20 protein-coding genes are annotated in these 24,132 nt (G+C 71.2%); 10 read left to right on the top strand and 10 right to left on the bottom strand.

Annotation, left to right across the window (positions count from 1 at the left end; translation table 11 throughout):
• Nucleotides 1-285: 285 nt before the first annotated feature.
• Complete coding sequence (locus ACIRB4_RS04990; protein ID WP_403288465.1) at nucleotides 286-3,459, top strand: hypothetical protein; 3,174 nt, start codon at nucleotides 286-288, stop codon at nucleotides 3,457-3,459.
• 71 nt (nucleotides 3,460-3,530) lie between these two features.
• Here the strand turns inward: ACIRB4_RS04990 and ACIRB4_RS04985 are convergent, their stop codons facing one another.
• Nucleotides 3,531-4,376 carry a hypothetical protein gene (locus ACIRB4_RS04985; protein ID WP_403288463.1) on the bottom strand — a complete coding sequence of 282 codons (846 nt, stop codon included), beginning with the start codon at nucleotides 4,374-4,376 and terminating at the stop codon, nucleotides 3,531-3,533.
• A 24-nt stretch (nucleotides 4,377-4,400) separates the two neighbouring features.
• Nucleotides 4,401-5,510: a ferritin-like domain-containing protein gene (locus ACIRB4_RS04980; protein ID WP_403288462.1), complete on the bottom strand. Its 1,110-nt coding sequence runs from the start codon at nucleotides 5,508-5,510 to the stop codon at nucleotides 4,401-4,403.
• A 177-nt stretch (nucleotides 5,511-5,687) separates the two neighbouring features.
• On the opposite strand from ACIRB4_RS04980, the gene ACIRB4_RS04975 reads away from it, so the two are divergent.
• From ACIRB4_RS04975 to ACIRB4_RS04960, 4 genes are all read left to right on the top strand, one after another.
• Nucleotides 5,688-6,623: a diiron oxygenase gene (locus ACIRB4_RS04975; protein ID WP_403288460.1), complete on the top strand. Its 936-nt coding sequence runs from the start codon at nucleotides 5,688-5,690 to the stop codon at nucleotides 6,621-6,623.
• A 30-nt stretch (nucleotides 6,624-6,653) separates the two neighbouring features.
• A complete protein-coding gene (locus ACIRB4_RS04970; RefSeq protein ID WP_403288459.1) occupies nucleotides 6,654-7,430 on the top strand; it encodes a TetR/AcrR family transcriptional regulator in 777 nt (258 codons plus the stop codon).
• Nucleotides 7,431-7,492: 62 nt separating this feature from the next.
• Nucleotides 7,493-7,774 carry a hypothetical protein gene (locus ACIRB4_RS04965; RefSeq protein ID WP_403288458.1) on the top strand — a complete coding sequence of 94 codons (282 nt, stop codon included), beginning with the start codon at nucleotides 7,493-7,495 and terminating at the stop codon, nucleotides 7,772-7,774.
• Nucleotides 7,775-7,850: 76 nt separating this feature from the next.
• Nucleotides 7,851-9,101, top strand: coding sequence for an NlpC/P60 family protein (locus tag ACIRB4_RS04960; protein ID WP_403288457.1), 1,251 nt, complete (start codon nucleotides 7,851-7,853; stop codon nucleotides 9,099-9,101).
• Here ACIRB4_RS04960 and ACIRB4_RS04955 read toward each other — a convergent pair.
• The 5 genes from ACIRB4_RS04955 to ACIRB4_RS04935 are packed head-to-tail and all read right to left on the bottom strand — an operon-like array spanning nucleotide 9,092 to nucleotide 14,915.
• On the bottom strand, nucleotides 9,092-10,327 hold the full coding sequence (locus ACIRB4_RS04955; RefSeq protein ID WP_403288456.1) for a styrene monooxygenase/indole monooxygenase family protein: 1,236 nt from the start codon (nucleotides 10,325-10,327) through the stop codon (nucleotides 9,092-9,094). The two genes, ACIRB4_RS04960 and ACIRB4_RS04955, sit on opposite strands and share 10 nt — an antisense overlap.
• A 44-nt stretch (nucleotides 10,328-10,371) precedes the next feature.
• On the bottom strand, nucleotides 10,372-11,082 hold the full coding sequence (locus ACIRB4_RS04950) for a GTP-binding protein (RefSeq protein WP_403288454.1): 711 nt from the start codon (nucleotides 11,080-11,082) through the stop codon (nucleotides 10,372-10,374).
• The gene (locus tag ACIRB4_RS04945) at nucleotides 11,063-11,482 is read right to left on the bottom strand and encodes a DUF742 domain-containing protein (protein WP_403288453.1); all 420 of its coding nucleotides are present in this window, start codon (nucleotides 11,480-11,482) and stop codon (nucleotides 11,063-11,065) included. The genes ACIRB4_RS04950 and ACIRB4_RS04945 overlap by 20 nt, the downstream gene beginning before the upstream one ends.
• Nucleotides 11,479-11,961, bottom strand: a complete 483-nt coding sequence (locus ACIRB4_RS04940; RefSeq protein WP_403288452.1) for a roadblock/LC7 domain-containing protein — start codon at nucleotides 11,959-11,961, stop codon at nucleotides 11,479-11,481. Before ACIRB4_RS04940 ends, ACIRB4_RS04945 begins: the two co-directional genes overlap by 4 nt.
• Nucleotides 11,958-14,915 (bottom strand): nitrate- and nitrite sensing domain-containing protein, encoded by a 2,958-nt coding sequence (locus ACIRB4_RS04935; protein WP_403288451.1) that lies wholly within the window; start codon nucleotides 14,913-14,915, stop codon nucleotides 11,958-11,960. Before ACIRB4_RS04935 ends, ACIRB4_RS04940 begins: the two co-directional genes overlap by 4 nt.
• Nucleotides 14,916-15,279: 364 nt before the next feature.
• Here ACIRB4_RS04935 and ACIRB4_RS04930 point away from each other — a divergent pair, with 364 nt between their 5' ends.
• Complete coding sequence (locus ACIRB4_RS04930; RefSeq protein WP_403288450.1) at nucleotides 15,280-16,092, top strand: hypothetical protein; 813 nt, start codon at nucleotides 15,280-15,282, stop codon at nucleotides 16,090-16,092.
• 32 nt (nucleotides 16,093-16,124) lie between these two features.
• Here ACIRB4_RS04930 and ACIRB4_RS04925 read toward each other — a convergent pair whose 3' ends face one another.
• The gene (locus tag ACIRB4_RS04925) at nucleotides 16,125-16,616 is read right to left on the bottom strand and encodes a MarR family winged helix-turn-helix transcriptional regulator (RefSeq protein ID WP_403288449.1); all 492 of its coding nucleotides are present in this window, start codon (nucleotides 16,614-16,616) and stop codon (nucleotides 16,125-16,127) included.
• A 223-nt stretch (nucleotides 16,617-16,839) separates the two neighbouring features.
• Here ACIRB4_RS04925 and ACIRB4_RS04920 point away from each other — a divergent pair, with 223 nt between their 5' ends.
• Nucleotides 16,840-17,676 (top strand): lysozyme, encoded by an 837-nt coding sequence (locus tag ACIRB4_RS04920; RefSeq protein ID WP_403288448.1) that lies wholly within the window; start codon nucleotides 16,840-16,842, stop codon nucleotides 17,674-17,676.
• Nucleotides 17,677-17,798: 122 nt separating this feature from the next.
• Here the strand turns inward: ACIRB4_RS04920 and lon are convergent, their stop codons facing one another.
• Entirely contained in the window at nucleotides 17,799-20,219 is a 2,421-nt protein-coding gene (gene lon, locus ACIRB4_RS04915) for an endopeptidase La (RefSeq protein ID WP_403288446.1), read from the bottom strand.
• 142 nt (nucleotides 20,220-20,361) lie between these two features.
• Complete coding sequence (locus ACIRB4_RS04910) at nucleotides 20,362-21,069, bottom strand: DUF6585 family protein (protein WP_403288445.1); 708 nt, start codon at nucleotides 21,067-21,069, stop codon at nucleotides 20,362-20,364.
• A gap of 241 nt (nucleotides 21,070-21,310) precedes the next feature.
• Here ACIRB4_RS04910 and ACIRB4_RS04905 point away from each other — a divergent pair, with 241 nt between their 5' ends.
• Genes ACIRB4_RS04905 through ACIRB4_RS04895 form a run of 3 tightly spaced genes read left to right on the top strand, consistent with a single transcriptional unit; the run spans nucleotide 21,311 to nucleotide 23,858 of the window.
• Nucleotides 21,311-21,976 carry a spermidine synthase gene (locus ACIRB4_RS04905; RefSeq protein WP_403288444.1) on the top strand — a complete coding sequence of 222 codons (666 nt, stop codon included), beginning with the start codon at nucleotides 21,311-21,313 and terminating at the stop codon, nucleotides 21,974-21,976.
• Nucleotides 21,977-22,035: 59 nt separating this feature from the next.
• Nucleotides 22,036-22,773 (top strand): response regulator transcription factor, encoded by a 738-nt coding sequence (locus tag ACIRB4_RS04900; protein ID WP_356897061.1) that lies wholly within the window; start codon nucleotides 22,036-22,038, stop codon nucleotides 22,771-22,773.
• Complete coding sequence (locus ACIRB4_RS04895; protein ID WP_403288443.1) at nucleotides 22,770-23,858, top strand: ATP-binding protein; 1,089 nt, start codon at nucleotides 22,770-22,772, stop codon at nucleotides 23,856-23,858. Before ACIRB4_RS04900 ends, ACIRB4_RS04895 begins: the two co-directional genes overlap by 4 nt.
• The last annotated feature ends 274 nt before the right edge of the window (nucleotides 23,859-24,132 follow it).

Genomic DNA, 24,132 nt, shown 5'->3' with positions numbered 1-24,132 from the left:
TGCCTCACGGTGCAGTTCTATCCAGAGCGTTCCGTAAGCGATCTTGCGCAGGAACCAGATAAACCGCCACATCTCGGCGCAAAAAGCCCCATTAAACAAAGGAATCGGGCCAAACCGGCCGCTTACCCCGGAAGTTCCTGGCCATGCGTAACGGTTTCACAACTCCTACGTCTGTGGACTTCCTGTGACACACGTGTGATCGTGTGCGCGCCCTATGCCCCGCGGTTCGCCGTCGGGGCTGTCTGTGCTGTCCTCGTCCATTTGGTTTTCACGGGAGTTGACGCCGTGCCCGCGCCGCCTCGTTATCTCAGCCCCTTCGTGCGCACGCGCACCCGGCTGTCCCTCACCATCGGCCTCGTTCTGGCCGCCCTGACCGCCACGTTGCTGCCCTGGTGGCAACCCGACGCACCGCCAGAGGCCCGGGCGGGCAAGCCCGTCGACGCCAAGCCGGCGTCGACCGGTCCGCGTGACCAGGCCGCGGCTGTCGCCGAGGCCAAGCGGACCCGCAAGCAGGTGCTCGTCGACACGGCGACCACCGCGACCGAGCAGACCTGGGCGCTGCCCAACGGGCAGATGCGCACCCGGATGCACGCTCTGCCGCAGCGTGCGAAGAACGCCGACGGCCATTGGGCGCCGATCGACAACAAGCTGGTCCGGTCGGCGAAGGCTCCGCGTGGGCTGGGTGTCGTGCCGGTCAACGCGCCCGTCGCGGTGCGGTTCGCCAGCGGCAGCAAGGACGCCTCGCGTGCGGACCGTTCGTACGCCCGTGCTCCGCAGCCCGGTGAGTCCGTGCTCGCGGAGATGGACGTCGCCGGTCACACCATCGCCTACACCTGGCCGGGCGCTCTGCCCGAGCCGGTCCTCGACGGACCGCGCGCCCTCTACTCCGAGGTCCTGCCCGGCGTCGACCTGCTCCTGGTCGCGCGTGAGGAGGGCGGCTTCGCCCAGCTCCTCATCGTGAAGACGCCGGAGGCGGCCGAGCAGGAAGCGCTGAAGTCCGTCGCGTACGGGCTGCGTTCGAACACGGCCGTCTTCCAGCTCGACGCCTCCAAGGGCCGCGTGCTCGTCCTCGACAAGAAGGGCACGGAGGTCGGTTCGATCCCCACGCCGTTCGCGTGGGACTCCAACGGACGCGACCCCGAGCTGAAGGACGCCACGCCGCGCACCGCCACGGCTACGCCGGCCGAGGTGCTCAAGCTCTCCGGTCTGACCGGTATCGAGCCCGGCGCGAAGTCCGCCCAGCTCCCCGTCGAGCTGGACGGTGACAAGACCGGCACCGCACGCCTGTTCCTGAACGTGGCCGAGACCGGCCTGTTCACCCGCCAGGGCGTGAAGTTCCCCGTCTTCGTCGACCCGACGCTGAACACCCCCTGGGAATCCTGGACGACCGCCTACCGTCCGTACCCGAACTCCAGCTTCTACAACGGTACGAACTTCTCCTCCGGCACCTCCGACGCCCGCGTGGGCTACGAGAGCGACACCGGTGGCCTGGCCCGTTCGTTCTGGCGTATGAAGTTCTCGCCGAACATCAAGTACGCGACCGTCACCCGGGCGTCGTACAAGGTGCTGAACAACCACTCCTGGTCCTGCACCAGCCGTGAGTTCAAGTTCTACCTGACCGGCTCGATCTCCACCGGTACGACGTGGAACGCGCAGCCGTCCTGGTCGACGCACCTGCAGTCGAAGTCCTTCGCGCACGGCTGGTCGACCTCCTGCCCGGACGAGTACGAGGCGTTCAGCAACACCGCCGTCAAGGACGCGGCCCAGAAGGCCGCCACCGGCGGCTGGTCGAACATCACCTTCGGTATGCGCGCCACCAGCGAGAGCGACACCCAGACCTGGCGCAAGTTCCGTGCCACCTCCGCCACCCTGGAGGTCGACTACAACACCAAGCCCAACGAGCCGACGGCCGGCACCTCCACCCCCGGTGGCGCCTGCACCCCCGGCCCCGGCGTCGGTGTGACGGTCGGCAAGACCAACATCACCCTGTCGGCCAACGCCAAGGACGCCGACGGCAACCTGTCCAAGCTGCGCTTCCGCTTCTGGAAGACCGGCGGCACGGTCCCGGCCCCCGTCGACGTCACCCCGAACACCAGCGGAACCGCCACCCGGATCATTCCGGCCACGTTCCCCCTGGATGACAAGGCGACGTACTCGTGGGACGTCCAGGCCCTCGACGCGGTCGGTGCCGTCTCCACCTTCTACCCGCCGGGCACCGAGCCCTGCCGCATCACGATCGACGGCTCCGCACCCCCGCAGCCCGTCGTCGACGAGGACACCACCCCCTTCAAGCGGGCCACCTCCGACGGCTCCACCTGGGCGACGGTGAAGTTCGGCAACACCGGACCGATGACCTTCAGCTCCCCCGGTGCGGCCAAGTTCAGCTACGCCTTCGACGGGACCGACCTCAAGTACGTGAACGCGGTCGACGGCGTCGCCACCGTGCCCGACCTGAAGCCGCCGCACGCCGGGCCGAACTGGCTGCAGCTCTACGCGTTCGACTCGCTCGGCAACAAGAGCGCGCGCACGGACTACCTGACGTACGTCCAGCCCAGGGACACCGCCGACGGCCCGCATGACGTGGGTGGCGACAACCTTCCGGACATCCTCCTCATCAACTCCAGCGGCAACCTGTTCAGCTACTCGGGCGGTGTCGGCGGCGACCTGTACGGCAGCCTCGCCGGCTCCTACACCGTCGGCGCCGACGGCAAGGCCGTCCTGCACCCGCAGGGCCACTGGTACGACCCGGCCACCGGCAAGGCGGCGCTGATCGCCCACTACCAGGACGCCTACCCCGGTGACGGCTCGACCGACCTGTTCGCCCGGACCCCGGACGGCCAGTTCTGGCTCTACCCGGGTGACGGTTACGGCAGCTTCAAGGTCGACGACCGGCTGAAGGTCCGCCTCCCGTCGAACGCGCCCGCGCCCTCGACGTGGACGCAGCTCAAGGCCGTCGGCGACATCACCGGCGACAAGCTGCCCGACCTGGCCCTGAAGGCCGGCCCCGCGTTCTGGATCCTGTCCGGTTACACCGGCGCCAGCTTCCAGACGGCCACGCTGATGAACGTCGACGCCTGGGAGCGCCGCGACATCGTCAACATCGCCGACATCAACCTCGACGGCACCCCCGACCTGCTCTGGCGCAACCTGGACAACGGCACCATGTACGTCCGGCACGGCAAGCCCGGCACCGGAACCGGCAGCGTCAACCTCGACTCCCTCAAGCTGGCGGCGAACTCCCTCAACGGAGACGTCGAGTACGGCACGAGCTGGACCGAGGCCAACGTCTCGACGGCGATCGGCATCCCCGACGTCAACGGCGACAAGATCCCCGACATCTGGGCCCGCTCGGGCGTCGACGGCCAGATGCGCGTCTACTACCCCTCCACCACCAACACCAACGCACCGGCCAAGAACGTCCTTACGGTCGACTGGCGCAGCGTCAAGTCGCTGAGCTGATCACCTCCTGCTCCACATGTGAGCCCCCCGGCGCCTCGCGCCGGGGGGCTCACGCGTGTGACGAGCGGGTGTCAGCCGCCGACCGGCTTGCGCATCTCGGCGCGGACCTCGGCCGTGGTCCGGGCGATCCCGGCCAGATCGACGGTCTTCGGGTCGGCGACCGCCGACTCCGTGGTGACGACGGCGACGAAGGAGGCGGTGTTGTCGTCGCCCCAGGCGCACATGGGGAGGGTCGCGGTCCCGGTGGCGTCCTTCGAGGTCGTGACCTGGCAGGTGACGACCAGGCCGTCGTGTCCGGCCGGTGTGAAGTCCTTCGGCGGGACGACCAGCGTGGACTGCTTGTCGACGGCGCCCTTGAGGATGGCGTCGCGGGTGCCCTCGGGGTCCTTGAGGCGGCCGTGGAACCCGGAGACGACGAGGACGGCGTTCTCCTTGCCGGAGTACTCGGCGATGGCGGCCCTGGCGTCCTTGACACTGGGGTCGTAGGTGTCCTCGACCTCCTTGCCCTCGGTCGCGGAGGCGTCGGTGACCAGCTTGTACTCGCCGTCCAGCAGGGTCTTCGGGACGACGAGCCGGTGCGTCGCCTCGGGGAAGGAGCCGGTGACGCCGATGCCGTCGAGGAGGGTCAGGGCCGCGTAGCCGAGACCGCCGACCACGACCAGGGCGCCCAGGGCGATGCCGACGACGAGCCCGGTCCGCTTCTTCTTCGGCGGCGGCGGCCACTGCCCGATGGGCGGCTGCCCCCAGACGCCCGGCCCGCCCGGCCCCGGGTACTGCGGGGGTACTCCCTGCGGGGCGCGGCCCTGCGGGGGGTGGCCCTGCGGCACGCCGTACACCCCCGGCTGCTGCGGGGGCGGCACCTGCCCGACGTACGGGTCGGGGGGCTGCGGACTCTGCGAGGGCGGGGGCATGCTCATGCCGGGCACGCTACGCCACGCACGTCACGCCCCGGTCGCCCCTTCCTCGATCGCCTCACGTACCTCCGCCACCCGCTCCCGCTCCTCCGTCGCGAACCGCTCCCGGTCGAGCTGTTCGGCGATCTCCTCGTCCTGGGCCATCAGCAGGTCCAGGCTGGAGTCGCCGAGGTCGAAGACGCCCATGTCCAGGTAGGCCTTCTGGAGGCGTTCGCCCCACAGGCCGATGTCCTTGACGCATGGCACGATCCGGCTGAACAGCAGCTTGCGGAAGAGGCGCAGGGACTCGCTCCGTTCGGAGAGTTCCGCCGCCTCCTTCCTCGGGATGCCGAAGTTCTCCAGGACCTCGACCCCGCGCAGCCGGTCCCGCATCAGATAGCAGCCCTCGATCACGAACTCCTCGCGTTCGCGGAGCTCCGCGTCCGACAGCTGGCGGTAGTAGTCGCGCAGCGCCATCCGGCCGAACGCCACGTGGCGGGCCTCGTCCTGCATCACGTACGCCAGGATCTGTTTCGGCAGCGGCTTGTCCGTCGTGTCGCGGATCATGCCGAAGGCGGCCAGTGCGAGGCCCTCGATCAGGACCTGCATGCCGAGGTACGGCATGTCCCAGCGGGAGTCGCGCAGGGTGTCGCCGAGCAGGCTCTGGAGGTTGTCGTTGATCGGGTAGAGCATCCCGATCTTCTCGTGCAGGAAGCGGGCGTAGATCTCCGCGTGCCGCGCCTCGTCCATGGTCTGGGTGGCCGAGTAGAACTTCGCGTCCAGGTCGGGGACGGACTCGACGATCCGCGCGGCGCAGATCATCGCGCCCTGCTCGCCGTGGAGGAACTGGCTGAACTGCCAGGAGGCGTAGTGCCTGCGCATCTCCCCCTTGTCCTGGTCGGTCATCCGGTCCCAGTACCGGCTGCCGTAGAGCGTCATCACCTCGTCCGGGGTGCCGAGGGGGTCGTACGGGTCGACCTCCAGCTCCCAGTCGATGCGCTTGGCGCCGTCCCACTGCTTGTCCTTGCCCTTCTGGTAGAGGGCGAGGAGGCGGTCGCGGCCGTCCTCGTACTCCCAGGTGAAGCGGGCCGAACCCGCCGCCGGTACCGGCCAGATCGGGTCTCCGGGGGCCTTCGCGTAGAGGTCGTACGTCGACACCGACGCCTCCTTCACTCGTCACTCGCACCGTTGAGCGGGCCGCTCTCCAGCTCACACCTCGGTAGACACGGGGTCAACAAGTCGCGCACAGGGGATTGACGGGCTTACTGACGGACAGTCTCATAAGGAGTGACCTTCGGTAACCTGATTGCGAGCACAGCGAGGTGCGCCACCGTCATGACCGCTTCGACCGAGCACGACTTCACTCTCCTCCGGGACGCCCTCGGCCCCCTCCGCGACCGGGAACAGGTCGCCGAGCGGCTCCTCGAGTCCTCCCTCAAGCACTCCTTCGACCCCGAGACCGAACTCGACTGGGACGCACCGGTCGAGGAGGGCAAGTGGTTCTGGCCACCGGAGCTGGTGTCCCTCTACGACACCCCGCTGTGGAAGCGGATGTCCGAGGACCAGCGGATGGACCTCGCCCGCCACGAAGCCGCGTCGCTCGCCTCGCTCGGCATCTGGTTCGAGATCATTCTGATGCAGCTGCTCGTCCGGCACATCTACGACAAGTCGGTCACCAGCAGCCATGTGCGCTACGCGCTCACCGAGATAGCCGACGAATGCCGGCACTCGATGATGTTCGCCAGGATGATCCAGAAGGGTGGCGCGCCCAGCTATCCCGTACCGCGGGTCTACCACAACCTCGCGCGCGTGCTGAAGACCGTCTCCACCACCCCCGGCTCCTTCGCCGCGACGCTTCTCGGCGAGGAGATCCTCGACTGGATGCAGCGCCTGACCTTCCCGGACGAGCGCGTCCAGACGCTGGTGCGCGGCGTCACCCGTATCCACGTGGTCGAGGAGGCCCGGCACGTGCGGTACGCCCGCGAGGAGCTGCGCCGCCAGATGGTGACCGCGCCCCGCTGGGAGCAGGAGTTCACCCGGCTCAGCTGCGGTGAGGCGGCCCGCGTCTTCTCCGTCTGCTTCATCAACCCGGGGGTGTACGAGAACGTCGGCCTGGACCGCCGGGAGGCGGTCGCCCAGGTGAAGGCGAGCGGCCACCGTCGCGAGGTCATGCAGTCGGGCGCCAAGCGGCTGACCGACTTCCTCGACGACATCGGTGTGCTGCGGGGTCCCGGACGCCGGCTGTGGAAGTCCTCCGGACTGCTGGCCTGAGTGTCACCCCGCGGAGTTACGCTGCGTGGCATGACCAGTCCCGCCACGCCGGCCACGCCCGCGCCACACGCGCCGCACGCACCCCCCGCGTCGTCCGCGTCACCCGCGTACCGCCGGCTCAGCGTCGAGGAGCGCAGGCTCCAGCTCCTCGGCGCGGCCCTGACGCTGTTCGCGCACCGGGCGCCGGACGAGGTCTCGCTCGACGACGTCGCCGAGGCGGCCGGCGTCTCGCGGCCGCTCGTCTACCGCTACTTCCCCGGCGGGAAGCAGCAGCTGTACGAGGCGGCGCTGCGTTCCGCGGCAGATGAGCTGGAGCTGTGCTTCGCCGAACCGCCCGTGGGGCCGCCGACCGAGCGGCTCGCCCGGGTCCTCGACCGGTATCTCGCCTTCGTCGACGAGCACGACGCCGGGTTCAGCGCCCTCCTGCGGGGCGGCAGCGTGGCCGAGACGTCCCGGACCACGGCGATCGTCGACGAGGTGCGGCGCGCCGCGGCCGAGCAGATCCTCGTCCACCTGGGCGTCGCTCGGCCCGGCCCCCGGCTGCGGATGATGGTCCGGACGTGGATAGCGGCCGTGGAGGCGGCTTCCCTGATCTGGCTCGACGAGGAGAAGCAGCCCCCGGCCGACGCGCTGCGGGACTGGCTGGTCGACCATCTGGTCGCCCTGCTCGCGGCGACGGTGGCGAGCGACGAGGAGACGACGGCGGTCGTCGGCCGCCTCCTGTCCCAGGAACGGCCCGGGGGCCCGGTCGGTTCACTGGTCCGCCGGGTCCTCCCGGTGGTGGACCAGGCCGCGCACCTCGTCTGACCCCTCGGCCGGGGAGCGGGCGGGGTGAGCCGCGGACGGGAACGGCGGGAGAGACTGGTGGCGTGAGAAGCGAGAACACCCCCTTCCGTGGCGGCCCGCTGGACGGCGAGGTCCTCCCCGTCCTCGTCGGACCCACCGGGCACCCGCCGAAGTGGTACGAGGTGCCGGTCCCGGACGCCGGCGGCGGGCCGCCGACCGTCCACGCCTACCGCCGTGAGCCCGCCGGGCACACCAAGCGGCTCGGCATCCAGAGCGGCTGGGTCTACGAGTACGTCCCCGGCGGGCGCGAGCGCCGTGAGCTGAAGTGGCCGTGGTCGAAGCCGGCGGCGCCGCCGGACGAGTGAGCCACGGGGGACGAAACGCCCCTTATTACGTTAATCACACGATTCGGTACGTCATCATCTCCGTGGAGGTGATGACGTGTCAGGACGGCTGCTGCGCACGGTCTGCACGGGGGTGCTCGCCGCGACGACCGCGCTGGCGGGGGTTCCGGCGGCGACGGCCGACGACCCGGCCGACCCCCCGGTGGAGGCCCCGGAGACCGGCGACCCGGAAGAGCCCGAGACCGCCGAAGAGACCGACGAGACCCGGGGCGCCGACGAGACCGACACCGAGGAGATGGACGACGCCGCGTGGCTTCCGCCCTCCGGCGGTGACTCCGTCGCCGCTCTCCTCACCCGGCTCCGGACCCTCTACCGGCAGGCCGAGCAGGCCACCGAGACCTACAACGCCACCGAAGAGGCCCTCAAGCTCCAGACCGCCGACACCAAGAAGCTCACCGCCCGGCTCACCGCCGCCCGCAAGGCGTTGGCCCAGGGCCGTGACGCCGCCGGGCGGCTCGCCCGGCAGCAGTACCAGGGGCGCTCCGAGGTCCCCCCGTTCCTCCAGCTGCTGCTGGCCCGCGACCCCGGGCGCGCCCTCGACCAGGGGCATCTGATGGTCCGCGCCGCCCGCGACCGGGCGGCCGCCGTCAGCGGCCTCGAAAGCGCGGAGAAGACGGCGGACGCGCTGGCGAGCGCCTCGCGCAAGGCGCTGGACCGGCAGCGGACGCTCGCGGAGCGGCAGAAGAAGCAGCGGGACGACGTGCAGGCTCGGCTGAAGGAGGTCGAGCGGCTGCTCGCCTCCCTCTCCACCGCCCAGCTGGACCGGCTGACCGAGCTGGAGCGGACCCAGACCGCCGGAGCCCAGCGCGACCTCCTCGGCTCCGGTGCCCTCGACGGCCCCCGCACCCCCTCGCGGGCGGGCGGCGAGGCCCTGCGGTACGCGGTGCGGCAGATCGGCAAGCCGTACGTGTGGGGCGCCGAAGGGCCGGAGTCGTACGACTGCTCCGGGCTGACCTCACAGGCCTGGCAGAGCGCCGGCCGGGCGATCCCGCGGACCAGCCAGGAGCAGTGGCGGACCCTGCCTAAGGTGCCGATGAGCGAGCTGCGCCCCGGCGACCTCGTGGTCTACTTCCCCGAGGCCACCCATGTGGCGATCTACCTCGGCAAGGGCCTGGTCGTGCACGCCCCGCGACCGGGCGGCCGGGTCAAGGTCTCCCCGATCGCCGCCAACCCGCTGCTCGGCGCGGTCCGTCCGGACCCCGAGGCGGCCCCCCTGGACACGTACACGCCGCCCGAGCTCCCGGCGGGAGCCACGGACGGCGCGGACGAGGGGTTCGATCAGCCCTGAGCGACCGCGCCCAGGTAGGCGGCCGTCTTCTCGGGCTCGTAGAAGAAGTTCTCGAAGTCGGCCGGGTCGTTGAAGCCGTTGGCGAACCGGTCGGCGACGGGCTGGAGCTGTCCGGCGGCGCCGATCAGGTTCAGGACGTGCTCCGGGGGGACGCCGAGCATCGCGTTCGTCCACTTGGTGACGTGCCGCGCGGTGTCCCAGTAGCGGTCGAAGGTGGCCTGCATCCAGGCCTCGTCGAAGGGCTTGTCGCCGTTCTCGACGATGGCGGCGAGGTACGCGGCCGCGCACTTGGAGGCCGAGTTCGAACCCTGGCCGGTGATCGGGTCGTTGGCGACGACGACGTCGGCGACGCCCAGGGCCAGACCGCCGCCGGGGAGGCGGCCGATCGGGTTGCGGACGGTCGGGGCGTAGCGGCCGGCGAGGGTGCCGTTGGCGTCGGTCAGTTCGACCCTCGTGGCACGCGCGTACTCCCAGGGCGTGAACTTCTCCATCAGCTCCAGGGTCAGCGCCAGGTGCTCGGCGGGATCCTTGACGCCCTGGAAGGCATCGAGGGGGCCGCCGGGAACGCCCTCCCAGAAGAGGATGTCGGCGCGGCCGGAGTTCGTCAGGGTGGGCATGACGAAGAGCTCGCCGACGCCGGGGACCAGGTTGCAGCGGACGGCGTCGAAGTCGGGGTGCTCGGGGCGCGGGCCGAGACCGTGGACGTACGCGACGGCCAGTGCCCGCTGCGGCTCGCTGTACGGGGAGCGGGCGGCGTCGCGGCCGAACATGGAGACCAGCTCGCCCTTGCCGGCCGAGACCAGGACCAGGTCGTACGAACGGGAGAAGTAGTCCAGGTCGGAGACGGCGGCGCCGTGGATGACGAGCTGGCCGCCGCGCTGGGCGAAGGTCTCCATCCAGCCGGCCATCTTCACGCGCTGGTCGACGGACTGGGCGTAGCCGTCGAGCATGCCCACCCAGTCGATGGCGCGGGAGCTGTCGGGGGCGGCGACGGAGACGCCGAGGCCCTTGATCTGCGGGGCCTGGGACTCCCAGAAGTTGATCCCGAGGTCGCGCTCGTGCTGCAGGGCGGTGTGGAACATGCACTGGGTGGACATGACCCGGCCGGTCCGGATCTCGTCCGCCGTGCGGTTGGACATGAGGGTGACCTCGTACCCCTGCGACTGCAGTCCGAGGGCGAGCTGGAGACCGGACTGGCCGGCCCCGACGATGAGTATCTTCCGCATGGCGGGGTTCCTAACGAATGATCAGCTTGGTGCGGGGGTGGCCGTTACTCGGGAGTCGCCTCGAGGGCGTGCGCGACCATCGCGAGCAGGGACTCGATCACGCTGTACCGCTTGCGCGCGTCCATGATCACGACCGGTACGTGCGGTGGCACCGTCAGGGCCTCCCGGACGTCCTCGGCCTCGAACCGCTCGGTGCCCTCGAAGTGGTTGACGGCGACGATGTACGGCAGCCCGCAGCTCTCGAAGTAGTCGAGCGCGGGGAAGCAGTCGGTGAGCCTGCGGGTGTCGGCGAGCACGATCGCGCCGATCGCGCCGCGCACGAGGTCGTCCCACATGAACCAGAAGCGCTGCTGTCCCGGCGTACCGAAGACGTAGAGGACCAGGTCCTTGTCGAGCGTGATCCGGCCGAAGTCCATCGCCACGGTCGTGGTGAGCTTGTCGGGCGTCGCGGAGAGATCGTCGGTCTCCTCGCTGGCCTGCGTCATCAGTGCCTCGGTCTGGAGCGGGGTGATCTCCGAGACCGCGCGGACGAAGGTGGTCTTGCCGACGCCGAAGCCGCCCGCGACCACGACCTTGGTCGCGATCGGGGCCCGGGTGTGGTCCAGCTGCCAGTCCTGGGCGCCGTCCTCGGCCAGCGGATCCCCCGCGACCTCGGCCTCGGCCTCGGTCCGCGGCTCGGGATCGGGCTGCGGGGGGATTCCGGAGAGGACCGGAGACTCGGAGACGGCGGAGACGTCAGAGGCGACGGAGTCCACTCAGCACCCTTTCGAGGAGCGCGCGGTCGGGCTGGCCGGTGGCGTGACCGGTCCCGTACACACGGATCTTTCCCTGGTCGGCCAAGTCGCTGAGCAGCACTCGGACGACACCCAACGGCATCTTCAGGAGCGCCGAGATCTCGGCGACGGTACGCATCCGGCGGCAGATCTCGACGATCGCCCGCATCTCCGGCATGAGGCCGCGGGCGCCGGGCCCGCCGTCCGTGATCACCTTGCGCACGGGCGGCGCGTCGAGCGCGGCCACGAAGGTCTCGACGAGCAGGACGTGGCCGAAGCGGGTGCGGCCGCCGGTGAGCGAGTACGGGCGCACGCGCGCCGGGCGGCGGCCGTCCCCGCGGACCGGCAGCCTGGCGGAGTGGGCGTGGGAGGCGGACGTCACTGGGTGCTCTCCATCGATTTGCGCAGCTCGCTGCGGAGTTCGGGGGTGAGTACGTGTCCGGCGCGGCCGACGAAGAGCGCCATGTGATAGGCGACGACGCTCATGTCGCAGTCGGGCGTGGCATGGACGCCGAGCAGCGAGCCGTCGCTGATCGACATCACGAAGACGCTGCCCTCCTCCATGGCCACCATCGTCTGCTTGACCCCGCCGCCGTCCATCAGCCGGGCCGCACCGATGGTGAGGCTGCCGATGCCCGACACGATGGTCGCCAGATCGGCGCTGGAGCCCCGGGGGCCGGTGGGGCGGTGGTCCTCCTCCGGTGTGCCGCTCTGGGCGGGGTCGGAGGACAGCAGGAGCAGCCCGTCGGAGGACACCACGGCGACGGAGCGGACGCCTGGCACCTCCTCGACGAGGTTGCCCAGCAGCCAGTGCAGGTTACGGGCTTCCGTGCTCAGTCCGAATGTTCCGGTCGCAGTCAACTGCGTGCCTCCTCGACTGTGTCCCCCGTCTTCTCCTCGGTACGTGCCTCGGTACGTGTGGTCTCCACGGCCTCGATCTCCGCCTCCACGTCCCGGCGGCCCTCCTGGGCGCCCCGGTGGAACCCTCCGAGCCTGCGGCGCAGGGCTTCGGCGTCCACACCGCCCTTGCGGGGGGCGGTCGGGCCGTCGGCCGGGCGGACTATCCGGGGCGTGCGCTTGGGCAGGCCCTTGTCGGTCACCGGCTGGGCCTCCGGGTGGTCGTCGGGCGCCGGGTGGTCGTCGACCTCGGGGCGCTCGTCGGGCGCCGGCTGCGAGTCCGCGTGGGGTTCGGCCTGGGCGTCCGTGTGCGGCTCGGCCTCGGCGTCCGCATGAGTCTCCGCCTGGGCGTCCGCGTGCGGCGGTTCCTCCGCGGCGCGCTCGTGCGTGTCCGGCTCGGTCGGCGGGGCGGGGAGACGGACGTGGAGGGTCGTCTCGGCGGGGGTCTCCCCGGCCTCGGAGGGGGCCTCCTCCGCCTCGCGCTCCGGGTTCTCCGCCCCGCGCTCCGGGTCCCGCTCCTCGGCGGGGGTCTCGTCCGCCGCCGCGATGGCCTGTTCCGCCGCCTCGACGAGCGGGTCGCGGGTGCGGGACGGCAGCGTGTTGGAGTTCGCTTCGGCGACCGAGCCGGGAAGGCTCAGGGCAGGGGCTGCGCCCCCGACGGGCACGGTCGGCGTGGCGGTGGCCGGCGGGGTCGTCGGAAGCAGCGGCAGCGGCAGGACGACGACGGCCGCGATGCCGCCCTGCTTCTGCTCCCGCAGCTCCACGCGTACCCCGTGCCGTGCGGCGAGCAGGGCGGTGACCCGGATGCCGAGCCCCTCCCCCTCGGCGCCGGCCGGGTCGGCCTCGGCGAGGCGTGCGTTGAGCTCCGCGAGCCGGGACTCGGTCATGCCGATGCCCTCGTCCTGGACGGAGAGCATCACCTCGCCGGACTCCAGGAGCCAGCCGGAGAGCTGGACCTGGGCGTCGGGCGGCGAGAAGGCGGTCGCGTTCTCCAGGAGTTCGGCGACCAGGTGGCTCAGGTCGTCCGCGGCGAACCCGGCCACCTGGGCGTGCGGCGGAAGCGACTGGATGGTGACCCGCTCGTACCGCTCGATCTCGCTGACGGCCGCGCGCACCACGTCGACGAGCGGGACCGGGCCCGGGTGGCCGTGGACGTGCTCGTGGCCGGCGAGGACCAGCAGGTTCTCGCTGTGCCGGCGCATGACGGTGGCCATGTGGTCGAGCTTGAAGAGGGTGGCGAGCCGCTCCGGGTCCTGCTCCCGCTCCTCCAGCTTCTCGATGACGCCGAGCTGGCGTTCCACCAGGCCCAGGCTGCGCAGGGAGAGGTTGACGAAGGTGTGGTGGACGCTGTTCCTGAGCCGTTCGAGCTCGGCGGTGAGCCGGGCGGTGTGGCCCTGGAGCTCCTCGCGCTGCGCGGCGAGCTCGGTGGCGAGGGCGTCGCGGGCGCCGGCCAGGTCGGCGCGCTCGCCGTCGAGCCGCTCGGTGCGGACGGCGAGGGCCGCCAGCTTGCCGTGGAGCGTGTTGAGGGACCGTACGACCTGGGCGAACTCGTCGTTGCGGCCGGTGAAGCGGACCGGCTCCTCGGTCTCCGGGGAGGCCGCGAGGCGGGCCGCTCCGATGCGTACCGCCGCCAGGGGGTGGGTCAGGCTGCGGGCGACATAGGTGGAGATGCCGATGGCCACGAGGAGGCAGCCGCCGAGGAACGCGATGCGTACCTCCAGCGCGGTGACGTCGTCGTCGCGGAGCTGGGCGAACCGCTCCACCTGCTGGGTGGCCAGGGCGGACTCGACGCCCCGCATCTGCTCGATGCGGGCGGAGAGCGCGGCCTCCAGCTTCTCCGGGTCGGTCTTCCGCTCGGACTTGCTCAGCTGGGGCTGGTCGGTCAGCCGGGTCAGATAGCGCTCGGCGCTCTTGACGTCCGGGCCGGTGACGGTGGCGGCGAGGGAGTCGCGGCCCTCGGCGGTGGCGGCCTGGTCGAAGTCGGCGAGGGCGCCGAGTTCGCGGACCCGGGCCTGCTGGGCGGCGGCGGTCAGGGCGTCCCGCGTACGGGCCGCCTCCTCCCCGCCGTCGGCGTCGGCGGTGACGTACGTACCGGTGACGGGGTCGTAGTACGTGCCGGTGGACTCGGGCTGGGGGACGGCGAGGGCGGCCAGGAGCAGGCCGCGGCCGGCGGAGGCCTGTTCGACGGCGCGGCCGAGGGCGGCGGGGGCCCGGGTGGCCTGGGCGGCGCGGGCGGGTGTCTTCTCGGCGAGCTCCTCGGCGAGGGCGTGGAGCTTGGCGATGACGTCCGAGTACGCCTTGTGGGCCTCCAGGGCCGTGCCCTCGCCGGTGAGGGCGGTGCGGCGGAGGGAGGGCAGGCCGGCGAGGTCGCGGCGCAGCTCGGTGGGGGCGGCGGGGCGGATCTCGTCGATCTGGCGGTCGACGCGGCTGGAGCGGGCGTTGGTGATCTGGCGCCTGTCCTCGCTGTCGCCGGTCTGCTCGTCCCGGCCCGCGGCGATGTAGGCGACGACCTCGTCGCGCTCGTCGGCGAGGGAGTGGGCGAGGGTGACGGCCTGGCGGTCCAGTTCGGCGAGGGTGACCAGGCGCTGGGAGTCGGCCAGTTCGCCGGAGGCGGTGAGGATCACGGGTGCGCCGGCGGCGAGGACGGTGACGCCGACGAGGGCGACACCGGCCATCAGACGGTTGCGGACCCGCCGGGAGCGGCGGGCGGGCGGCGCGGCGGGAGTGCTGGCGGTGCCGGGGACGTCCGCGTGTACGGGGGCTCCGGCGGTGCTCTCTCCGCCGGGTACTCCGGGTGCTCCGGGGGTGTCTGCGGTGCCGGGGCCCGTGGCGTCGCCCGTGGTCAACGGGTCACCGGGGCTCTGGCTCCGCGTGCCGTTGTTGCTCCGAGGCCGCTTCTTCTGCACCGGTGCTCGCATTCTCGACTCGTCCACCCATGAAGCAGAGGTGACGACCGGTCACATGAAAGAGCGCCCCCACCCCTGGTACGGCTTCCGACCATTCCAGCGCTTCTGGGAAGGGGACGCGCATCGGCCGCTCCGCCACCCGAACGAGTGAACAACACTCCTGAGTTGGCGAACAACTTCCGCGACAGGCGGGTGCGGGCCTCCGAGCGGTGCCGGTTGGATCTTCCGCGTGGGCTTTGGCAAGATGCCCGCCCGCAGCTTCTCGGAGGACTCCATTCCGTCTTCCGTCCCCACCTCGCAGGGCTTGGTACAGGCCATATCCGGCCGTCTGGAGGGGTTGTGAAGGAGTGATGCGGGCGGGGGCAGACTGGGGATCATGCGTACCGAAGCGGCCACCCTCCCCGGCACCTCCGAACGCCCCAACGAGGACTGGGCAGCCGCAGCTCTGCCCGCCTCCGGTGCGGGCGGGACGGTGGTGGTGCTCGACGGGGTCACACCGCCCGCCGGGGACGACGGATGTGTGCACGGCGTCCCCTGGTTCACCGCGCGGCTCGGCGGAGCTTTGACCGAACTGTCCAGTTCCCTGCGCGAGATGACGCTGCCCGAGATCCTGTCGCTGGCAATCAGGCGCACCGCGGACGCCCACCGCGAGAGCTGTGACCTTTCTCACGTACGCACTCCGCAGGCGACGGTCGCGATGGCCCGCTGGGACGAGGAGCGGGTGGAGCACCTGGTGCTGTCCGACGCCGTCCTGCTCCTGGAGGCGCCGGACGGGGCGGTACGGGCGGTTCTCGACGCCCGGCTGGACCACGTGTCGCCGGAGACCCTGCGCTCGGTGGAGGCGACGGACCTGCTGCGCAACCAGAAGGGCGGCTTCTTCACGGCCGCGGCCGACCCGGCGGTGGCGGAGCACGCGGTGACCGGCACGACGGCCCGTACGTCGGTACGGGCCCTGGCGGCGCTGACGGACGGCGCGGGGCGCTGGGTGGAGCTGTTCGGGGAGGGCGACTGGGCGGACTGCTTCGGGGTGCTGCGGAACGAGGGCGCGCACGGGCTGCTGCGCCGCGTGCGGGCCCTGGAGGCGCGCGGCGATCGGGTCGCCCGAGGGCCGAAGGCTCTGGACACGGCGGGCCGCCTGCGCCGCTGGAAGCGCCACGACGACGCGACGGCGGTCTACGCGGAGCTCTAGCTCACCAGCGTGAAGGTGCCGCCCCGTGCGCCTCAGCTCTCCGCGCGGGTGTTCAGCTGGTGCAGCAGCCGGGCCAGTTCGGCGACCTCGCCGCGGTCCCAGTCGGCGAGCTTGCGGACGTACCGCCCGCGCCGCGCGTCCCGTACGCGCCGGAAGCGGCCCTGCCCCTCCTCCGTGAGCCGCACGAGCGAGGCGCGCCCGTCGGCCGGGTCGGGGTCGCGGGCGACGAGGCCGAGGTCTTCCAGGGCGCGCAGCTGGCGGCTCATGGTGGCCTTGCCGACGCCGAAGTAGCCGGCGAGGTCCGTGGCGCGCTGCGGCCCCGCGTCGTCGAGGCGGACGAAAAGTCCGTACGCGGCGGGCTCCAGTTCGGGGTGGACCTCGCGGGCCATCTCGCCGGACTGGGCGCGGGCGCGGCGCAGAAAGACCGCCAGTTCCCGTTCCAGGGCCAGGACTTCCTGGTCCACACCACTTCGCGTGGTCGGCGTCGTGGGGTCGCCTTCACTCCCCGTACCGCTTCCGTGCACGTCAGCACCCCTCGCGCGCTTTCCGGCCGCTGAAACTTTCTTTCACCGCGGTCCATCGCCGCAGCTCCACCAGTATTTCGCAGGAGTAGACCAACGGCAGCACCCAGGCCCCCTTCCGCCGCACAGGTCTACGTGCGTAGCGTCTGCCCCGGCGTCTTCGCTGACATGTTCACACCAGGACATGCCGACCTCGCTCTCCCACCGAGCCTTTCGGAGGCACGCAATGCCCGTGCACAGATCCGGAAAGACCCTCGCCGGCGTCGCGCTCGCGGCCCTGGCCCTCCTCCTGCCCGTCACCCTCTCCGGCACGGCGACCGCCGCCGACGACCCCGGCGCCCGGCAGGTCCCGGCCCGCGGTTCCGCCTGGATGGGCATGGGGGTGCCCGAGCACGACGGCCAGGGCGGAAAGCCCGGCGGCATCTCGATCCAGGCGACCCAGACCGAGGGCGTGGACGTCTCCAGCCACCAGGGCAACGTGGCCTGGTCGACCCTGTGGAACAGCGGGGTGAGGTGGGCCTACGTCAAGGCGACGGAAGGCACCTACTACAAGAACCCCTACTTCGCGCAGCAGTACAACGGCTCGTACAACGTGGGCATGATCCGCGGCGCCTACCACTTCGCCACCCCCGACACGACGACGGGCGCGGCGCAGGCCGACTACTTCGTGAACAACGGCGGCGGCTGGTCCCGGGACGGCAAGACGCTGCCCGGCGCACTGGACATGGAGTGGAACCCGTACGGCGCGACCTGCTACGGCAAGACGCAGTCCGGGATGGTCGCCTGGATCCGCGACTTCGTGAACCGGTACAAGTACCGGACGGGCCGTGACCCGTTGATCTACACGGCGACCAGCTGGTGGAAGCAGTGCACCGGCAACTACAGCGGCTTCGGTTCGACCAACCCGCTGTGGATCGCCCGGTACGCCTCCACGGTGGGCGAACTCCCGGCCGGCTGGCCGTACTACACGATGTGGCAGTACACCTCGACCGGCCCGACGGTCGGCGACCACAACCACTTCAACGGCGACCTCTCCCGCGTCCAGGCCCTGGCCAACGGCTGAGCTTGCGCCCGTCCGACGGGTCCTCCGCCTGTTCGACGGTCACCGTCCGTCCGACGGTCACCGTCCGTCCGACGGCCCCCCGGGTGCGCGGCACACCCGGGGGGCCGTACGCCGTCCGGCCGTCACGCCGCCACGCCGACCGGGACCTCCGCCGGGGACAGGGCGATCTCCAGGACCTGGCGGACGTCGGTGACCGGGTGGACCTCCAGCTTGTCGAGGATCTCGGCCGGGACGTCGTCCAGGTCGGCCTCGTTGCGCTTGGGGATCACGACCGTCGTGATGCCCGCCCGGTGCGCGGCGAGGAGCTTCTGCTTCACCCCGCCGATCGGCAGGACCCGTCCCGTCAGCGACACCTCACCGGTCATCGCCACGTCCGTACGGACCAGGCGACCCGAGAGCAGCGAAGCCAGCGCGGTCGTCATGGTGATGCCCGCGCTCGGGCCGTCCTTCGGGACCGCGCCCGCCGGGAAGTGGATGTGCACGCCGCGGTCCTTCAGACCGGTGACCGGCAGCTCCAGCTCCGCGCCGTGCGAGCGCAGGAAGGAGAGCGCGATCTGCGCGGACTCCTTCATCACGTCGCCCAGCTGGCCGGTCAGGGTCAGTCCCGCCGCGCCCGTCTCCGGGTCGGCGAGCGACGCCTCCACGAAGAGCACGTCGCCGCCCGCGCCCGTGACCGCGAGGCCGGTCGCGACGCCGGGGACGGCGGTGCGCCGCTCCGCCGGGTCCTGCGCCGACTCCGGCACGTGGTGCGGGCGCCCGATCAGGTCCCGCAGGTCGTCCGGGGTGATCGTGAACGGCAGCTCCCGGTCGCCCAGTTCGTGCTGCGCCGCTACCTTCCGCAGCACCCGCGCGATCGAGCGCTCCAGGGTGCGGACGCCGGCCTCCCGCGTGTACTCCCCCGCCAGCTTCCGCAGCGACGCCTCCTCCAGGACGACCTCGCCCGGCTCCAGGCCGGCTCGCTCCAGCTGCCTCGGCAGCAGGTGGTCACGGGCGATGACGATCTTCTCGTCCTCCGTGTAGCCGTCGAGCCGCACCAGCTCCATCCGGTCGAGCAGCGCCTCCGGAATGGCCTCCAGGACGTTCGCCGTCGCCAGGAAGACGACGTCGGACAGGTCGAGTTCGACCTCCAGGTAGTGGTCCCGGAAGGTGTGGTTCTGCGCCGGGTCGAGGACTTCGAGCAGGGCCGCGGCCGGGTCGCCGCGGAAGTCCGAGCCGACCTTGTCGATCTCGTCGAGCAGGACCACCGGGTTCATGGACCCGGCCTCCTTGATCGCCCGTACGATCCGGCCGGGCAGGGCACCCACGTACGTACGGCGGTGGCCCCGGATCTCCGCCTCGTCCCGTACGCCGCCGAGCGCGACACGGACGAACTTCCGTCCCATCGCGTGCGCGACGGACTCGCCGAGGGAGGTCTTGCCGACACCGGGCGGTCCGACGAGCGCGAGCACGGCGCCGCCCCGGCGGCCGCCGACCACGCCGAGGCCCCGCTCGGCGCGCCGCTTGCGCACCGCCAGGTACTCGGTGATCCGCTCCTTCACGTCCTCCAGGCCCGCGTGCTCAGCGTCGAGGACGCCCTTCGCGCCCTGGATGTCGTACCGGTCCTCGGTGCGTTCGTTCCACGGCAGTTCGAGGACGGTGTCGAGCCAGGTGCGGATCCAGGAGCCCTCCGGGGACTGGTCGCTGGACCGCTCCAGCTTCTCGACCTCCTTGAGGGCCGCCTCGCGGACCTTCTCCGGCAGGTCGGCGGCCTCCACGCGCGCGCGGTAGTCGTCGGACTCGTCACCCTCGGACTCGCCGTTGAGCTCCCGCAGCTCCTTGCGTACGGCTTCGAGCTGGCGCCGGAGCAGGAACTCGCGCTGCTGCTTGTCCACGCCCTCCTGGACGTCCTTGGCGATGGTCTCGGCGACCTCCTGCTCGGCCAGGTGGTCGCGCAGCTGCGCGGTGGCGAGCCTGAGGCGGGCGACCGGGTCGGCCGTCTCCAGGAGCTCGACCTTCTGTTCGACGGTGAGGAAGGGCGAGTAGCCGGAGTTGTCGGCGAGCGCGGAGACCCCGTCGATCTGCTGGACGCGGTCCACGACCTGCCAGGCGCCGCGCTTCTTCAGCCAGCTGGTGGCGAGGGCCTTGTACTCCTTGACCAGCTCGGTCACGGCGCCGGGCAGCGGGTCGGGCACGGTCTCCTCGACGATGCTGCCCTCCACCCAGAGGGCGGCGCCGGGCCCGGTCGTCCCCGCGCCGATCTTCACCCGGTCGCGACCCCGGATGAGCGCGCCGGGGTCGCCGTCGGAGAGCCGGCCGACCTGCTCCACGGTGCCGAGGACGCCTGTCCCGGCGTACGTCCCGTCGACCCGGGGGACGAGCAGCACCCTCGGCTTGCCGGTCCCGGGGCGCGCGGCGGCCTGGGCGGCTTCCACCGCGGCGCGTACGTCGTTGTCGGACAGGTCGAGCGGCACCACCATCCCCGGCAGCACGACCTCGTCGTCGAGCGGCAGCACGGGCAGGGTGAGCGTCGAGTACTCCGTCGACTCGGCGGTGTCGGCAGTCATGATCTCCCCTTCGGCAGTCAAGTTGAGCTATGCCGACTCAATGCTTGTGAGCCCATGATTGTTCCCCGCACCGTGTTCGCTCTCAGCGATCACTTCCTGCCACTCGGTGCCCTACACCGTCACGTGCTCCGCGGTGGAGGCGTCAGCCCTTCAGGTGGGGGCTCAGATGACGGCACACCGCCATCAGGAGGTCGAGGTTCGGGACCAGGTAGACCTTCGACATCTGCGGGGCCGTCGACCTCCTCCGGGAGCCGTTGAACATCAGGGTCCCGGTGTGCACGTCGAGTTCGGTGAGGTCCGACCAGGGGACCGAGTACTTCTTGTCCGAGACGCCCTGCCGATCGACCGTGTAGGGGCCGAAGCCCACCCTCTCGCCCTGCTGGATGCGCGTGAGCGTCCCGGCCAGCTGGGCGCGGGTGACGCACTCCTGGATGTGGTCGCCCCAGAGGTACGGGTAGAGGAACCCGGCGCCGTTCACCCATGAGGTGATGCCGAGAGCCGTCTTCTCGGACTTGAGCAAGGGGGGTCTGCCGAACCCTATGTTCAGGGCGCTGCCCGCCGGGTCGATCAGCGTCGAGCAGGCTTCCGCGGCGCCGCCGTTGATGGTTCTGCGGTACTGCACGACGCGCACGGTCCCGTAGTCGTACGCGGCCGTATAGCCGTCCGGTGCCGTGACGATCAGACCGCCCTTGAAGAAGTGGAGCCGCCAGTCCCGCCACTTCCTCCACGCGAAGCCCTGCTTCGTCGCGAACGTGTCGATCCAGTCGTCCAGGCCGCTTCGGGCGGCGAGGGCGGCGATGGGCGCGGGCGGCCGCTCCTTGCGGATGTGCTCGATCTCGTCCTTTGCCATGTGGCGATCCCCCTTGACGGACGACGGAGATCCCACGGTAGAACAGGCGCCCAACTCGCCGGTAAGGGTTGCGCAGTTGCGGCGAGTCGGAGTCCCCGAGCACCGGCCGCACGGCCCCGGCCGGCCGTGGGCGCCGTAACGGGTTTGTCCCCAAGGCGCCCGCCCCGGGAGGATGACCCGGATGACCGGACGCCCCGGACGACCCGACGACCCGATGAGCCCGAGATCGGAGCGAGTGACCATGCCGAGCCCCGTCACCCTCGACCGCCGCGAGGGACCGTACGGCGAAGTCGTGCTGCGCCGGCGCGGCGAGCACTTCGAGATCATCGCCAACGGCACCTTCCTGATGGACACCTCCGACGGACGCTCCGAACGGCTGCTGATCGACGCGGCGATGGACGCGCTCGGCGGGCGCCACGGCGCCTCCGTCCTGATCGGCGGCCTGGGTGTCGGCTTCTCCCTCGCGCACGCCGCGGCGGACCCCCGCTGGGCGCGGATCGCGGTCGTCGAGCGGGAACAGGCCATCATCGACTGGCACCGGGCAGGCCCGCTGGCCGCCCTCTCCGGCGAGGCGCTCGCCGATCCGCGGAGCGTGATCCTGCACACGGATCTCCTGGAGTACGTCCGTACCTCCCCCGACCGCTACGACGCGCTCTGCCTCGACATCGACAACGGGCCCGACTGGACCGTCACCGACGACAACGAAAACCTGTACTCCGCCGAGGGGTTGGCGGCCTGCGCCCGGCGTCTGAACCCCGGCGGAGTCCTCGCCGTGTGGTCCGCGCGGCCCTCCGCCGATTTCGAAGACTCCTTGCGGAATGCCGGATTCAGCGGGGTACGGACGGAAGAGATCCCCGTTGCCCGGGGCGTCCCTGACGTGGTGCACCTCGGCATCCGGCCTGCGTAGCCGGGACGCCGTCGCTGCCTCTACGCTGCTGAGCGACATCAGCTACGCGAGGCAGGGCAATGGAGCAGACACACACCACTCACCACGGTGCGGCGGCCACTCCGGGCGCGCAGCGGCGGGTGCTGGTCGTCGAGGACGACACGACGATCGTGGATGCGATCTCCGCGCGACTGCGGGCGGAGGGTTTCCTCGTCCAGACGGCGACCGACGGCCCGGCCGCGGTCGACGCGGCCGAGGCGTGGCAGCCGGATCTGATGGTGCTGGATGTGATGCTGCCGGGCTTCGACGGCCTGGAGGTCTGCCGCCGGGTCCAGGCGCAGCGCCCGGTCCCGGTCCTGATGCTCACCGCGCGCGACGACGAGACCGACATGCTGGTGGGGCTCGGCGTCGGCGCCGACGACTACATGACCAAACCGTTCTCCATGCGCGAGCTGGCCGCCCGGGTGCACGTCCTGCTGCGCCGGGTCGAGCGGGCCGCGATGGCGGCGGTGACCCCGCGCAGCGGGATCCTGCGGCTCGGCGAGCTGGAGATCGACCACGCGCAGCGCCGGGTCCGGGTGCGGAGCGAGGACGTGCACCTGACCCCGACCGAGTTCGACCTGCTGGTCTGCCTGGCGAACACCCCGCGGGCGGTCCTCTCCCGTGAGCAGCTGCTCGCCGAGGTGTGGGACTGGGCGGACGCCTCGGGCACCCGGACCGTGGACAGCCACATCAAGGCGCTGCGCCGGAAGATCGGCGCGGAGCGGATCCGTACCGTCCACGGCGTCGGATACGCGCTGGAGACACCGGCGCCGTGAGCCGGCGACGGGAGGGTCGCACCGGGCGCCGGATATCGATCTCGATCAAGACCAAGCTGGGCGCTCTGGTCGTCGGCGCGGTCCTGCTGACCTCCTGTCTCGCCCTGGTGGCCATCCGGACCTCCACCGAGTTCCGCTACATCACGATCTTCGCGATGATCGCGACGCTGCTGATCACGCAGTTCGTGGCGCAGTCCCTGACGGCGCCGCTGGACGACATGAACACGGTGGCCGGGTCGATCTCGCGGGGCGACTTCAGCCGGCGGGTGCGCGGTGCGGGCCGCCGTGACGAGCTGGGCGACCTCGCCTCGACGATCAACCGGATGGCGGACGACCTGGAGGCCGTCGACCGGCACCGCAAGGAGCTGGTGGCGAATGTCTCGCACGAGCTGCGCACCCCCATCGCCGCGCTGCGGGCCGTCCTCGAGAACGTCGTCGACGGCGTCTCCGAGGCCGATCCGGAGACGATGCGGACGGCGCTGAAGCAGACCGAGCGGCTCGGCCGCCTGGTGGAGACGCTGCTCGACCTGTCACGTCTCGACAACGGTGTCGTCGCGCTGAGGACACGCCGCTTCGAGGTGTGGCCGTATCTGTCGGGGGTGCTCCGGGAGGCCAACCTGGCCGCCTCGCAGCGCGGCCTCACCTCCAGCTCCGGACTGCACAACCGTACGGACGTCCATCTGCACCTCGACGTGTCGCCGCCCGAGCTGACGGCGCACGCGGACGCGGAGCGGCTGCACCAGGTGATGGCCAACCTCATCGACAACGCGGTGAAGCACTCGCCCGCGCACGGCCGGGTGACCGTACGGGCCCGGCGCGGTCCGTGGCCGGACTCGCTGGCACTGGAGGTCGAGGACGAGGGGCCGGGCATTCCGGAGGCGCTGCGGCACACGGTCTTCGAGCGGTTCAACCGCGGATCGGTGCCGGCCCAGTCGGGTCCGGGGAGCGACGGCGGTACGGGTCTCGGCCTGGCGATCGCCCGCTGGGCGGTGGATCTGCACGGCGGGGAGATCGGAGTGGCCGAATCATCACGTGGCTGCCGGATCCAGGTCACCCTTCCGGGCAGCTTTCCGGCACGGGATTGACGTAGGGTCGAACCGGAAGCACACGTTCTGCGTTTAGGTGATCAGGACGTGGTCAGGACATGGTCAGGGATGCGAGCCCCCGGGGGTCGCAACCCCCGTCTCCCGTACCCGGGAGAGGGCAGAACCACGCTTGTTTCCCGCCATTCCCTGCCCCGAAACGCCTCGTCAAGTGTGACTTGCGCGACGTTGGAGTGCCCGGCCTGCACCTCTCGGCCAGGGAGGCGTAGCCTTTATTTCCGCTGTCCATCACCTTGTGAAGCGGAAGAGGGCGGTT

It is taken from the genome of Streptomyces sp. NPDC093600, from assembly GCF_044764755.1.
Taxonomy (GTDB): Bacteria; Actinomycetota; Actinomycetes; order Streptomycetales; family Streptomycetaceae; genus Streptomyces.
Note: the sequence above shows the minus strand (reverse complement) of the source record. Positions and strands in the feature narration are given on the sequence as shown.

Bases quoted from the DNA above. Each gene is read 5' to 3' on its own strand.
- ACIRB4_RS04985 (WP_403288463.1), bottom strand. From the start codon at position 4,376: ATGAGCATGCCCCCGCCCTCGCAGAGTCCGCAGCCCCCCGACCCGTAC.
- ACIRB4_RS04975 (WP_403288460.1), top strand. From the start codon at position 5,688: ATGACCGCTTCGACCGAGCACGACTTCACTCTCCTCCGGGACGCCCTC.
- ACIRB4_RS04970 (WP_403288459.1), top strand. From the start codon at position 6,654: ATGACCAGTCCCGCCACGCCGGCCACGCCCGCGCCACACGCGCCGCAC.
- ACIRB4_RS04955 (WP_403288456.1), bottom strand. From the start codon at position 10,327: ATGCGGAAGATACTCATCGTCGGGGCCGGCCAGTCCGGTCTCCAGCTC.
- ACIRB4_RS04935 (WP_403288451.1), bottom strand. From the start codon at position 14,915: ATGCGAGCACCGGTGCAGAAGAAGCGGCCTCGGAGCAACAACGGCACG.
- ACIRB4_RS04930 (WP_403288450.1), top strand. From the start codon at position 15,280: ATGCGTACCGAAGCGGCCACCCTCCCCGGCACCTCCGAACGCCCCAAC.
- ACIRB4_RS04920 (WP_403288448.1), top strand. From the start codon at position 16,840: ATGCCCGTGCACAGATCCGGAAAGACCCTCGCCGGCGTCGCGCTCGCG.
- lon (WP_403288446.1), bottom strand. From the start codon at position 20,219: ATGACTGCCGACACCGCCGAGTCGACGGAGTACTCGACGCTCACCCTG.
- ACIRB4_RS04910 (WP_403288445.1), bottom strand. From the start codon at position 21,069: ATGGCAAAGGACGAGATCGAGCACATCCGCAAGGAGCGGCCGCCCGCG.
- ACIRB4_RS04905 (WP_403288444.1), top strand. From the start codon at position 21,311: ATGCCGAGCCCCGTCACCCTCGACCGCCGCGAGGGACCGTACGGCGAA.
- ACIRB4_RS04900 (WP_356897061.1), top strand. From the start codon at position 22,036: ATGGAGCAGACACACACCACTCACCACGGTGCGGCGGCCACTCCGGGC.